Source organism: Vibrio barjaei (genome assembly GCF_001639065.2).
Taxonomy (GTDB): domain Bacteria; phylum Pseudomonadota; class Gammaproteobacteria; order Enterobacterales; family Vibrionaceae; genus Vibrio; species Vibrio barjaei.
The window spans coordinates 246,423-259,171 of sequence record NZ_LQXO02000009.1 but is presented as its reverse complement, the minus strand read 5'-3'; the positions used below and the strand labels follow the sequence as shown (position 1 = coordinate 259,171).

Annotated in this window: 10 protein-coding genes; 6 read left to right on the top strand and 4 right to left on the bottom strand. The window is 44.0% G+C overall.

The window, feature by feature from the left end; all coding sequences use genetic code 11:
- Positions 1-210: 210 nt before the first annotated feature.
- Complete coding sequence (gene asnB, locus AWH66_RS05710; protein ID WP_063606046.1) at positions 211-1,875, top strand: asparagine synthase B; 1,665 nt, start codon at positions 211-213, stop codon at positions 1,873-1,875.
- A gap of 71 nt (positions 1,876-1,946) precedes the next feature.
- On the opposite strand, the gene AWH66_RS05705 is transcribed toward asnB, so the two are convergent.
- Entirely contained in the window at positions 1,947-3,131 is a 1,185-nt protein-coding gene (locus tag AWH66_RS05705; protein WP_063606045.1) for an NnrS family protein, read from the bottom strand.
- A gap of 256 nt (positions 3,132-3,387) precedes the next feature.
- On the opposite strand from AWH66_RS05705, the gene AWH66_RS05700 reads away from it, so the two are divergent.
- Both AWH66_RS05700 and AWH66_RS05695 read left to right on the top strand, forming a co-directional pair.
- Positions 3,388-3,699 carry a PTS fructose transporter subunit IIB gene (locus tag AWH66_RS05700; RefSeq protein ID WP_063606044.1) on the top strand — a complete coding sequence of 104 codons (312 nt, stop codon included), beginning with the start codon at positions 3,388-3,390 and terminating at the stop codon, positions 3,697-3,699.
- Positions 3,700-3,701: 2 nt separating this feature from the next.
- Positions 3,702-4,496 carry a PTS sugar transporter subunit IIA gene (locus AWH66_RS05695; protein WP_063606043.1) on the top strand — a complete coding sequence of 265 codons (795 nt, stop codon included), beginning with the start codon at positions 3,702-3,704 and terminating at the stop codon, positions 4,494-4,496.
- Here AWH66_RS05695 and AWH66_RS05690 read toward each other — a convergent pair.
- Entirely contained in the window at positions 4,491-5,321 is an 831-nt protein-coding gene (locus tag AWH66_RS05690) for a helix-turn-helix transcriptional regulator (RefSeq protein ID WP_006071913.1), read from the bottom strand. The two genes, AWH66_RS05695 and AWH66_RS05690, sit on opposite strands and share 6 nt — an antisense overlap.
- A 431-nt stretch (positions 5,322-5,752) precedes the next feature.
- Between AWH66_RS05690 and AWH66_RS05685 the strand changes: the two genes are divergently transcribed.
- A complete protein-coding gene (locus AWH66_RS05685) occupies positions 5,753-7,645 on the top strand; it encodes a PTS fructose transporter subunit IIABC (RefSeq protein ID WP_038225452.1) in 1,893 nt (630 codons plus the stop codon).
- 228 nt (positions 7,646-7,873) lie between these two features.
- Positions 7,874-8,875: a substrate-binding domain-containing protein gene (locus tag AWH66_RS05680; protein ID WP_006071916.1), complete on the top strand. Its 1,002-nt coding sequence runs from the start codon at positions 7,874-7,876 to the stop codon at positions 8,873-8,875.
- Positions 8,876-8,940: 65 nt separating this feature from the next.
- Here AWH66_RS05680 and AWH66_RS05675 read toward each other — a convergent pair whose 3' ends face one another.
- Positions 8,941-10,326, bottom strand: coding sequence for an MFS transporter (locus AWH66_RS05675; protein WP_062456904.1), 1,386 nt, complete (start codon positions 10,324-10,326; stop codon positions 8,941-8,943).
- A 69-nt stretch (positions 10,327-10,395) separates the two neighbouring features.
- The gene (locus AWH66_RS05670) at positions 10,396-11,466 is read right to left on the bottom strand and encodes a cellulase family glycosylhydrolase (protein WP_062456900.1); all 1,071 of its coding nucleotides are present in this window, start codon (positions 11,464-11,466) and stop codon (positions 10,396-10,398) included.
- A 218-nt stretch (positions 11,467-11,684) separates the two neighbouring features.
- Between AWH66_RS05670 and AWH66_RS05665 the strand changes: the two genes are divergently transcribed.
- Complete coding sequence (locus AWH66_RS05665) at positions 11,685-12,701, top strand: LacI family DNA-binding transcriptional regulator (RefSeq protein WP_006071920.1); 1,017 nt, start codon at positions 11,685-11,687, stop codon at positions 12,699-12,701.
- Positions 12,702-12,749 lie beyond the last annotated feature (48 nt).

Below are 12,749 nucleotides of genomic sequence, written 5' to 3'. Positions count from 1 at the left end.
TTTAAAAGCCGGATTGACCGGCTTTTTTTGTAGTTAATTGACCATCAAAGCACCAACATTTAAACGCCATATATCAAATTGATAATTTAATTAAAAAATATTTAATCAAACATCACTTTTATCATCTTTTTCGTTCATCACGGTTGCTTTTTTTTGAGCAGATGGCAAATTGAACTCAACAGCGTTAAATTTCATCTAAAAGGAAGTTGTATGTGTTCAGTATTTGGCATTTTAGACATAAAAAGTGATGCAGCCGCTCTACGTCCAGTCGCATTAGAGATGTCTAAAAAGCTCCGTCATCGTGGACCAGATTGGTCTGGTATCTATGCTTCAGACAAAGCAATTCTTGCGCATGAGCGCTTAGCTATCGTTGGCCTTAATAGTGGTGCTCAACCACTTTACAGCCAAGATAAAAAACACATCCTTGCTGTTAATGGTGAAATCTACAACCACAAAGAAATTCGTGCTCGCTATGAAGGCAAATATGAGTTCCAAACTGACTCAGATTGCGAAGTCATTCTAGCGCTATACCAAGACATGGGCGCAGACCTACTAGAAGAACTAAACGGCATTTTCGCTTTCGTCCTTTATGATGAAGAGAAAGATGAGTATCTTATTGGCCGAGACCATATTGGTATCATTCCGCTATACCAAGGCTACGACGAACACGGTAACTACTATGTTGCGTCAGAAATGAAAGCGCTGGTTCCTGTATGTAAGACCATAAGTGAGTTCCCTCCTGGCAGTTACTATGGCTCTAAAGATGCAGAGCCTCAGCGTTACTATATTCGTGACTGGAATGAATACGCAGCAGTACAAGGCAACAGTACAAGCAAAGAAGATCTGACTGAAGCACTAGAAGCGGCGGTAAAACGTCAGCTAATGACAGACGTACCTTATGGCGTACTACTTTCAGGTGGTCTTGACTCCTCTATCACTTCTGCCGTTGCAAAACGTTTCGCAGCGATGCGTATTGAAGACGATGAAAAGTCAGCGGCATGGTGGCCTCAACTTCACTCATTTGCGGTTGGCCTCGAAGGCGCTCCAGATCTCAAAGCCGCTCGTGAAGTGGCCGACCAAATCGGTACCGTTCACCACGAGATGACCTATACCATTCAAGAAGGTTTGGATGCGATTCGCGATGTTATCTACCACATCGAAACGTATGACGTCACTACAATCCGTGCTTCAACGCCTATGTTCCTAATGGGACGTAAGATCAAAGCAATGGGTATTAAGATGGTTCTTTCTGGTGAAGGGGCTGACGAAATCTTTGGTGGCTACCTGTATTTCCACAAAGCGCCAAACGCGAAAGAGTTCCACGAAGAAACAGTTCGTAAGCTGCTTGCATTGAACATGTTTGACTGCGCACGTGCCAACAAATCACTTGCAGCATGGGGCGTTGAAGGCCGTGTACCTTTCTTAGATAAAGAGTTTATCGATGTAGCAATGCGCTTAAACCCTGAAGACAAAATGTGTGGCAACGGTAAGATGGAAAAACACATCCTGCGTGAGTGTTTTGAACACTACCTTCCAGAGTCAATCGCATGGCGTCAAAAAGAGCAGTTCTCTGACGGTGTTGGCTACAGCTGGATTGATACACTAAAAGAAGTGGCTGAAGCGAAAGTGACTGACCAACAAATGGAAACCGCAGCATTCCGCTTCCCATACAACACGCCAACAACAAAAGAAGGTTACGCATACCGTGAAATCTTCGAAGAGCTGTTCCCACTCGAATCTGCGGCCCAATGTGTTCCAGGTGGCCCGTCGGTAGCGTGCTCTTCTGCAAAAGCACTTGAATGGGATGAGTCTTTCCGGAACTGTGTTGATCCCTCAGGTCGAGCTGTTCAAGCAGTTCACAACGACTCTTACTAAATGTCAAAGTTAACCTAATCTAAAAAAACCAGCCTCACGGCTGGTTTTTTTATTTGAACACTAAATTGATGTTAGCCCGGGTGACCATCCACTCTTGGAGTGACTAGCATTTTGCCAAAGTGGTATACATACATACCGAACGCAAAGGCCCAAAGCCCCGCACTAATATCAATCATCAGGAACATGTGCTGTGGCCACACGGCCACACCAATACTACGAATGACTGCTGCAACAATAATAGCGACAAATGCCCATGTCATATTAGGGCCCTTATAGATAGCACGACCAGTATGCCCCATCGTTACGCGACTGATCATAGATAAAACCACACCACCTAACGCGCCTACCGCAAACAAGTGCAGCATAGCGTGTGATGCAAAAGCATCATTCAGCATTCCTCGGTACAACAAGCTTAATGGCAGACATAAATAAGTCAGCATTAATGACCAAACTAAAGGTTCAGAGAATGTCAGCCAAGGCTTCCAACGCAACCAACGTACCAACTGAAACAGCCCTGCAATCAGCATAAGCGGTTTACCCAGTACAGCAAATGATAATGGGAAGAAACTCAACACGAATAACCCCATCAGAGGCAGCGTCGCTAGCCACTCCAGCCAAAATAATGGCTGGGGTTTATCAAACTGGAATCGGCGCGAAGAGAAAAACGGAATCACTCTACCGCCCATTACTGAGATCAGGAGAGTGAACCACCAGATCATCGCGCCCCATACCGCACTTGAACTAAATGGAGGCATTCCTTTAACGGTGGCATAACTGGCAAAGTTGGCAAAAATAGCTAACAAAAACAAAGGCACAAAAAACAAGTTTTTCCAGCCTTTTGACTGGTAAACCCTAAAACCCACTTCGTATGCGGCTAGCAGGATGAATAGCGACTCGATACTAGACGTCAACCATAACGGTATTGGCGTCCAAAACAAAACACGTGTTAGCCCCCACAGTGCAACGAGCAATAACAGGCGATAATGCTTAGTTCCGTTAACTCCGGTCCATGTCTGCACTGCTGTTAGGACAAAACCGACCACGATTGCCATCGCAAAACCGAATATCATTTCATGGGCATGCCACCATAACGCGGGGACTTGCAACGCTTCAGGCTGACCTTTCTGGAACATGATGACCCAGGCCACCACCGCAATGATGGCATAAACGCTTCCGAGTAAGAAAAAAGGACGAAAACCAAGACGAAGCCAAGCTGGTATCTTCTCTTCAACCTTTTTATCAGTAATATTTAGCATAACGACTCACTTAAAATGACATACATTTGTGTAAGTGCACAAATCATACCAAGTAACAAAGGCCCCATATTTCGGGCACCACGAGTCCAAATTACTTAAAATAAAGTCAAATGGACATAGATAAAATACAAGTCATTATGACTCATATAGGTTCAATTTAAATCATCCGAAATTTGATCTCTTTGCTATACGAATCAATGACAAATTAGTACTCTAACGCTCACTTTATTCTGGTTGATAATATAGAGAATAGACAATGAAAATGGTTGCGGTCACGGCTTGCCCAACTGGTATTGCTCATACGTATATGGCAGCTGACGCTATTCGAAAAGCGGCTCAAAAAGAAAATATAGGCATCAAAGTAGAGACTCAAGGTGCAATGGGTATTGAAGGACAACTGAGCACCCAAGATATCGCTAACGCCGATCTTGTCCTCATTGCTTCCGATATTGAAGTTGAGCACCGAGCTCGATTTACGGGTAGTAAAATACACTGCGTCACAATCGAAGAGGTTCTAACTGATGTTGATTCGGTTGTGCAGCGTTGCATAGGGCTTGTTAGAGGTTAACCTTGATAGAACGTAGAATCACCTTTGTCCTACCGGAAGATGGGTTTTCTGGTTGGAAAATCAATCGATTAAAAACACTGAGTAACATGTTTCGCTCAGTGGTGATTCTGCGTAATTTAACCTGCTGGGATAGTGCTAATATAGAGCATCCACTGCGTATTCTTTCATTAGCCGGTAAACAAGATGACCTTTGCCAACTGCACATTGAAGGATCAGATGCTGAGCTTGCTTGTATGGTCTTGATGGACTTTATTGCTGAACACTTTATGTTGGTGAATACGGCTCATCGCTCCAATAAGCACGCCAATCTATCGTTATTGAGAGGATTAAGCACCTTCCGGTTACCATTTGAAATCGACTATCATTTTGCTCGTGACAGCAGCAACGATAAAACCACTATTCTGGAGCAAGTCGCTAATCTGACGGCCCAAGTTAACACCGCAGAGATGACACAGAACTTACTGAAACGAGAACAGTATTCGTCAACTGCAACGGGTAAAATGATCGCATTACCACACATACTCACTAGTGACGTAGATAAAGCATCGCTAACCGTCATTAAGTGTGAGAACCCTGTCGATTGGCAAGCACCTAAACTAGGACCTGTTACTCTGGTTATCGCACTAATACTCCCCTCTCCTCCGGAGCGCTCGCTATTAGTGAGTTTTACTCACCTCACCAAATCGCTATTGGATGAGGAGTTTTGTCACCTGCTGACCACCAGTAGAGAGCCAGAAGCAATCAAAGCGATATTGATTCATCAGCTGGTCAAAGGTCAACGGGCAAATGCCTTATAATACCTGCCGGTACTCGCTTGGCGTTTGCCCTGTTCTTGACTTAAATACTCTAAAAAAGTAATTCACATCTTGGTAGCCACAGCGTGTTGCCACTTCCTGCAGCTTAAAGTCGTATTTTTTCAGCATAAACTTCGCGCGTTCCATTCTCACCCACGTGATGTAGTCCGCTAAAGTCATGTGCCCTTGCTGGCGGAACAGTCTCGATAGGTGATTAGGACTAATATGAAATCGCTTAGCAATACTACTGCGAGTAATAGTGCGGTGGAAATTCTCCTGAATGTAAATACAGATACCCTGATACAGGTCGCCACTTCGTAAATTATCTGATGGTTCTGACACCATAGACTGACTATAGGAAAGTAACGCCATGAGCAAGTGCTCATCCATTGGGGACTTTTTCGGCTCTCTTGCTATCGCATTAAGCGCCTCGAGAATATGGTCAATGGCATGACCCGTACGTGTTTGCACACTGTGCTTCTGGATATCGTAAAACCCTGTTTCACCCTGTCTCTTACTCACCAAGCTAAAGCCTAGTTGGCGCTTCCCAAACAGCAAACTTAATACTGAGCAGTCCCCTTGCCAATTTGGTTTGTTCCAACAGTTCGGAGGAATGTACAACGCATCACCCGATAATACCTTGATTGAGGATATACCCTGTTCAGGATCTTCAAGTTCATTCTCATACTCTCCACTAATTACTAACTCAAGCCTTGGGAAATTAACTTGATAGCTAAACGGTGGTGGCGTGAGCTGATCGGCAGCAAACCAGATTCGGTTGAAATGCTCCCTTTCAGCAATTAACGTTTCAATTAAATTGTGGAACATTGGCGAGTTTCTCCAGCGACCAAATAGAAATATGAGCTCTTTTCGTGAGCTGCATCATGCATTTCCGTGTCATTTATGAGGTTACAAAGCTCTAGCCAAGTCTAACATAATGACAATTGCGACAATAATAACAAGTAGAAACAAATAAATAAGCGACTGATAAATAAAAAAATTATTACATATCACTTACCAAAAATGGGTTATATAAAATATTGAGCCAGTTCACATTAAAATTCCATAGGTACAATAATCCAGTAAAAGCCTTTATGGTGCTCTAAAATTTCTTGCCAAACCCACCGATAATTACCCTATCGAATGACTACATCACTTCTCAGCGAATCGGTCACCCCACTACTTGGGATGCCAATATGTTGTAAATGAGAAATCGTGTAGTCCAACCTCCACCTACAATGGTCAATAGGACAATCATTATGATTACGGATCTCATTAATGAAAAACTGATCTGCCTAAATCTAAAAGCAACGAGCAAGGACGAAGTATTCGCAGAAATGGCGCAGTTGCTCCATGCTCAAGGCAGAATTAGCGATAAAGCACAATTCCTAACCGATATCTATGCTCGTGAAGAAATTGGCAATACCGGATTTGAAGATGGTGTTGCGCTACCGCACGCGAAAAGTAAGGCGGTTGTTGAACCAGCCGTTGCGATTGGTGTGAGTCAATCTGGGATCGACTACGGCGCTGAAGATGGTCAACCGTCAAAACTCTTTTTCATGATCGCCTCTCCAGATGGCGGCTCTGATCATCATATTGAAGTGCTTGCTGAATTATCTTCCAAACTGATTGAAGATGGTTTTATTGAGAATTTCCTAAAGGCAGAAACAGAGCAGCAAGCGTTAGAGTTGCTGCTGGCTAAATCTGAAGCACCAGCTAATCAGCTGGAAGCAAACAAAGGCTTTCTTATCGGCGTAACAGGCTGCCCAACGGGCGTCGCACATACTTACCTTGCAGCAGAAGCATTAGAAAAAGGCGCAGCCGAGCTTGGTTATCAAATCAAGGTAGAAACTAATGGCTCAATCGGCGTAAAAAATTCACCAAGTGCCGATGAAATTGCTCGCGCTGATGCCATCATCGTCGCATCAGACAAGCAAGTGGATATGAATCGCTTCGCGGGTAAAAAACTGATCGAAACTGGCGTTAAAGCCCCTATCAGCGATGCAAAAGCTGTTATCAACCAAGCGCTTGAAGCGCCTGAATTTGTTGCTGATGCTAAAGCCGCTAAATCGGAAGACAACTCTTCGAAGCGTTCTGACTTATACCGTTACTTGATGAACGGCGTATCGCACATGATCCCGTTTGTTGTAACTGGTGGTCTCTTGATTGCTTTGGCTCTTGCGGTGGGTGGTCAACCTAGCGAAGCTGGCATGGCTATCCCTGAAGGTAGCATGTGGCAGAAAGTACTGGATGTTGGTGTCGTCGCGTTCACTCTAATGATTCCTGTTCTATCCGGTTATATTGCTTACGCTATTGCCGACCGCCCTGGACTTGCCCCTGGCTTGATTGGTGGCTGGATTGCAAACAACGGTTCATTCTATGGTGCTGAGGCAGGTACAGGCTTTATCGGCGCTATCGTTGCTGGTCTACTTGTCGGTTACTTCGTCAAATGGGTTGTCACTCGTAACTATCACAAGTTTATTCAACCACTTGTGCCGATTATGATTGCACCTATTACTGGCTCTCTCTTCATCTCAGCACTGTTCATCTTCGTAATCGGCGCGCCAATTGCAAGCCTTATGGACAGCTTGAATGCGATGCTTATCAGCATGAGTACAGGTAGCGTTATTCTTCTCGGTATCGTACTGGGTGGCATGGCTGGCTTTGATATGGGTGGTCCATTCAACAAAGTAGCGTTCCTATTCTCTGTTGGCATGATTGCAAGTGGTCAAACTCAATTCATGGGTGCTATGGCATGTGCTATCCCAGTTGCACCACTCGGTATGGGACTAGCGACTGTGCTAGGCCGTAAGTTCAACCTGTTCGAAGAGTCTGAACTTGAAGCTGGTAAAGCTGCAGGTGCAATGGGTCTAGTTGGTATCTCCGAAGGTGCTATCCCATTTGCTGCACAAGACCCAATGTCAGTAATTCCTGCAAACGTCGTTGGTTCAATGGTTGCGGCAGTCATGGCGTTCTCATTCGGTATCACTAACAGCGTGGCACACGGTGGTCCAGTTGTGGCTCTACTTGGCGCAATGAACAAACCTCTACTTGCTCTAGTTTGTATGGCAGCAGGTACGGTTGTGACAGCACTAGTTTGTATCAGCTTGAAAAAAATGCGTGCAGCAAAAGCAGAAATGGCTGTTGCATAACCCGAGCTCCTAAAGGTGCCCCCTGCGCCTATCTTTAAAGCCCCGACTCGGGGCTTTTTTGTTCTAGAACGATATATAACTCCCTCAAAGTGCGAAACGTTTACATTGGCATCAAGTTCAATATCTACAAGGCGTTACACATCACAAAATGTCTAACTTTGTGAAACTTACATTGCGATATTTACACGATAGGAGTCTAATGAAGTCATATCGAATGAGAGGTTTCAAATGGCAACGATTAAAGACGTAGCAAAGGAAGCTGGCGTTTCAGTAGCAACGGTTTCCCGGGTAATCAACAAGTCCCCAAAAGCAAGCGCGGCATCAATAGAATCCGTCACCAGCGCAATGAAAAAGTTAGGCTACCGCCCAAATGCAAACGCTAGAGCTTTAGTCAGTCAAAGTACCAATACTGTAGGTGTTTTGGTAAGTGATGTGTCTGACCCATTCTTTGGCACCATGGTGAAAGCCGTAGACAAAGTTGCACACCAACATGGAAAACATATCTTAGTGGGCAATGGCTATCACGATGCTGAAGAAGAGCGTAAAGCAATTGAACTGCTCATCAACAGCCGCTGTGATGCCTTAGTTATACATTCCAAAGCATTGTCTGATGAAGAGCTCATTCAATACGCTGAAGAAGTAAAAGGCTTGGTCTACATTAATCGCGACATCCCCCAACTCCCTGGCCGTTGTATCTCGCTAGATAACTATAAAGGAGCCTATATCGCGACCGAGCATCTCATTCGTAATGGACATACCAACATTGCTTGTGTGGCATCTTCACACAATATCGAAGACGTAGATCAGCGACTAGAAGGCTATCGAGATGCCCTTAAGGCCAATAATATAAAGCTGTCCGCCAGCTATATTGAATACGGCTCTCCAGACAGTGATGGCGGCGAAATCGCCATGACCAATCTACTAACCAAATCACTGCCAATTACTGCTGTGGTGGCTTACAACGATAATATGGCAGCGGGTTCTCTATCAGTGCTTGAAGAAAACCAATATGCCTTGCCAAATCAAATGTCCATTATCGGCTTTGATGATGGTTTGATTGCCAAATACCTTCACCCAAAACTCACCACGATCCGCTACCCAATTCAAATGATGGCCGAAAAAGCAGCGCAAATCGCTTTGGCATTATCAAAAAGTGAATCGGTTGAAACCGACCCAATGATTTACTCACCAACATTGGTACAGCGAGCATCTGTAGCTCGTAAGAACTAATTTGATTCCAATGCATAAACAAAAAAACACGGCTTTTGCCGTGTTTTTTATTGCTTATCAACTCGTTAGTTTGTTACTTGCTGTGCTTTAACCGTTTCAACATTAACGCCTTCAGCAAACTCACCACGCTGTAATTTTTCACGAAGAATCGCATGTTGATCTTCCGTAAACGTGTACTTCGACATAATAAAGATTCGAATCAGCGCCCCTAGTGCAGGCAATAACGCAATACAGAAGAACATGCCATCAAGCGCTGTCTCTGTCTGCTCTGCATTAGGTACATACCCTATCGAAGCTAAAATAAGGCCTGTTAACCCACCAGCAACCGCTACAGATAATTTGCCAGTAAACGTTTGACCAGAGAAAGTAATTGCCGCTGTACGCTTACCACTGTGATAGTACGAATACTCTACGGTGTCAGCGATCATTGCTGAAATCAGGGGGTTAGTCATCATAAAGATAGCGGTAATCACGGCTAACCATGACATCACAACCGTCGGGTTATCGTAACCGGTCATGTAGAAACCAACACGTGCAATAATTTCTAATACACATAGCGTGATAAAAATATCACGTTTCTTAAAGCGCTTCGTTAACACTGGCGTCGCTAAGCAGGCAATCGCACTGACTAAAGTAATCGTACCGATCAGTGAGACTAGTCCAGCATCACCCATGTTGTAAGTGAAGAAGAAAATATACAGGCCATTAACTAAGTTAAAGAACACATTCATAAAGAACGCAGCAAGAATAAAAAACAACGGTTTATTCTTGCGCACTGCTTGGAATGTCTGTTTAAGTGTAACCTTCTCACTCGCCGTAGAAATTCGTTCCTTGGTGTTATAGAAGCCATTCCACATGAACAGCAAACCCGCCACCATCAGGACAATAACTGCAGGTAAATAACCTTGGTCCGCGCGGCCGTCAGCAAAGTAAGCGCTCAGTTTAGGAAATAGCACCAGTGTTGCACCAATACCCGCATTAACACCTAGCATTGCGCATGTTGCTGCTTTTGCACGCTCTTGTGGTTCATCTGTCATAACAGAAGACATCGACCAAAACGGAACATCCGAAATAGTGTATAACGTGCCCCAAAGAATATAGGTGATACCGGCGTACATTACTTTTGTAGATGTATCGGCATCTATATTGTAGAACGACGCAATAGTCACCAATACGATAAGTATTGGCGTAAACAACATATAGGGTCTGAATTTACCAAAGCGAGACTCTAAGGTATCCATGTATCCGGCGATGATAGGGTCATTCACCGCATCCCACACTCGAGCGATTAGAAATATGGTACTCGCCGCGATGGGAGAAATGCCCAAAATATCAGTATAAAAGTAGAGGATAAAGGAACCCACGAGACCAAAGCTAAAGCATTGGCCTACGCCATATCCAAAATAGGACATCAGTTCCTTATTCGAGAGTTTGTTTTGTAGGGTATTCATAATGTGTACTCATCCAGAATTATTATAGTAAAGCCAGTTGCTTCTTTAAGCCACTGGCGAACACTAGCCTCAGTCCAATGTTGCTAGCGATTGAATTAGGTGAACTTCCTTTGGGTCATAGGGTGTGCCATCATCATTAAGCAGATCATGGAACCAGCGTTGCGCGTAGTTCTCATCACTACGCTTAATCTCAGGCCATGGTAAGTGTGTTTGCGTTTTGCCCTTAACTAGCCCCCATTGATAGCAACCGATTTGTTCCGCCTGAAACACTGGCAGCTGTTCAAGAAGATGTGACTCAGCGTGACGCGCTAACCATTCGGTACACATCATTGGTCGGTTATGTTGTTTAACGATTTCGACAGCTTGTTTGAACTGTTCAAGAGGCAAATAGGCGTGGAAAGTGATGATGTCAGATAGCTCCATCGCTTTCCGATCTGTTGGGTGTTCATAGAGAGGCAAAGATAGGTCAAGAATACTCGGAGCGTGCCAAGCACCAACCGTCAAAGGTTGAACGGGTTGTTCTTCACGCGCCCACTGGAATGCTTTTTCCATCAATTCATGACTATAACGCTCCATCTCTTCATCGAAAGCAAGCTCACCAGAGGTGGTAAAAATCATTCGGTTAGTTGGCTCGTTATATAAATCCCAAATAACGATGCGTTCATCGGTATTGTAAGTTGAGATAATGTCACGAATATACGCTTCAACCTCTCCCCATTGAGACTTGTCCATAACAACATTACGGCCTGGACTTGCTGCTGCTTGGCTATTGTGAAGCTCTGGTACAGGTAACTTCTGCTCGCCAAGATATGGATGGTCACCAGAGAAACCGCAGTCATCCATTGGAGTCATCATTACTTTGATTTTGTTTCGCTCACAAATATCAAGGAAACGGTCAATCCTTTGATGTAAACCTTCGCGATCGACTTGCCACACAATAAACGGCAGATTGGTTCTTAGCGTGTTATACCCCACGCTTGCCGCCCACTCGAGTTCTTGCTCCATGATCTCAGGGTCAAAAGTGTTTGCCTGCCACATTTCCGTCCAGTTCACAGCCGTACGAGGTAAATAATTAAAGCCACGCAACCAACCATGAGTTTCTTGCCATTGCCACGCTTTCTCTTCAGACCATCTTTGCATCTTACTCACCTTGAATTAATAAGATTAATAACTTAACTAATAATATTAGCTAATATATTTATTAATTATTTCAATTAAAGATAAAAGCAATGAATACGTGTTATGCGTCACATCTACTAGAGGATCATTAAGGCATTCTGTGATCACGATCTTTCGAAGGTGCATTTAAGTAGGCAATTCGCTAATATATAGCTAATAAAAATATTGGCAGAGACAGAATGACGAAAAGTAAAAAGATCACTATGAGTGACATTGCTGCAGCAGCGGGCGTATCACAACCTACCGTATCGTTAGTTCTCAATGGCTCTCAAACGGTAAAAATCTCAGAAGCAACGAAGCGCAAAGTTCTCGATACTGCGAAAGAATTGGGCTATCAAAGCAAGAAGGTCGCTCATGCGTTAGGAAGGTCGAAGAAAATTGCTATGGTCGTCAATGGGCTAACCAGTTACGATCCTTTCATAGACGCTGTCAATACGGCGAGAGAAGAAGCGTGGAACAACGACTATCTACTGATTACCTTTAGCTACAATCACGATGAAATACTCGCCAATAAAATAGAAACAGAGATCAATAACGGTGATTATGCGGGGCTTATTTATGCATCGAGCATGACACGTGAGCTTTCAACGCAAAGAGTACAAACTCACCTACCGACGGTTTTACTCAATTGCACCATGAGCGATCAACAAAACACGCCATCCATCCTACCAGCAGATATGATCGGAGCTTATAAAGCCATCAAGCACCTAACGAATCAAGGCTACAGACGAATTGCTATGTTAGCTGGAGAGAGTTGGATGTATGCATCGACACAACGTATTGATGGCTACAGACAAGCGCTTATTGATGCGGATATTATTCCTAACGAGGATTACGTCTTAGAGGCCAACTGGTCCCTCAAAGAAGCTTACGAGCAAACAAATCGTTTACTGGATTTGGCTATTCCGCCCGAAGCTATATTTTGTAGTAGTGATTATATGGCGATGGGCTGTTACCAAGCGATTGCTGAACGTCAATTAAAAATCCCTAAAGACATTGCAGTTGTTGGTTATGACAACCAACAAATTGCCTCAGAGAGCTTCCCAGCACTTTCTTCTATTGAACTGCCTTACGCTGACATGGGTAGGCTGGCTGTAGATAATATCCTTGCACAAATCCAAGAACAGCCGTTACTGTCGCAAATACGAAAAGTCGAAGGCGAACTGATTGTCCGTGCTTCTTCCACTAAGGCATAAAAAAAGTGAGCAGTTGCTCACTTTTTACTAGGCAAGTTACTTCACCAA

What these genes read in the sequence shown, in the direction of transcription:
- asnB (WP_063606046.1), top strand. Translation starts at nt 211, where the DNA reads ATGTGTTCAGTATTTGGCATTTTAGACATAAAAAGTGATGCAGCCGCT.
- AWH66_RS05705 (WP_063606045.1), bottom strand. Translation starts at nt 3,131, where the DNA reads ATGCTAAATATTACTGATAAAAAGGTTGAAGAGAAGATACCAGCTTGG.
- AWH66_RS05700 (WP_063606044.1), top strand. Translation starts at nt 3,388, where the DNA reads ATGAAAATGGTTGCGGTCACGGCTTGCCCAACTGGTATTGCTCATACG.
- AWH66_RS05690 (WP_006071913.1), bottom strand. Translation starts at nt 5,321, where the DNA reads ATGTTCCACAATTTAATTGAAACGTTAATTGCTGAAAGGGAGCATTTC.
- AWH66_RS05685 (WP_038225452.1), top strand. Translation starts at nt 5,753, where the DNA reads ATGATTACGGATCTCATTAATGAAAAACTGATCTGCCTAAATCTAAAA.
- AWH66_RS05680 (WP_006071916.1), top strand. Translation starts at nt 7,874, where the DNA reads ATGGCAACGATTAAAGACGTAGCAAAGGAAGCTGGCGTTTCAGTAGCA.
- AWH66_RS05675 (WP_062456904.1), bottom strand. Translation starts at nt 10,326, where the DNA reads ATGAATACCCTACAAAACAAACTCTCGAATAAGGAACTGATGTCCTAT.
- AWH66_RS05670 (WP_062456900.1), bottom strand. Translation starts at nt 11,466, where the DNA reads ATGCAAAGATGGTCTGAAGAGAAAGCGTGGCAATGGCAAGAAACTCAT.
- AWH66_RS05665 (WP_006071920.1), top strand. Translation starts at nt 11,685, where the DNA reads ATGACGAAAAGTAAAAAGATCACTATGAGTGACATTGCTGCAGCAGCG.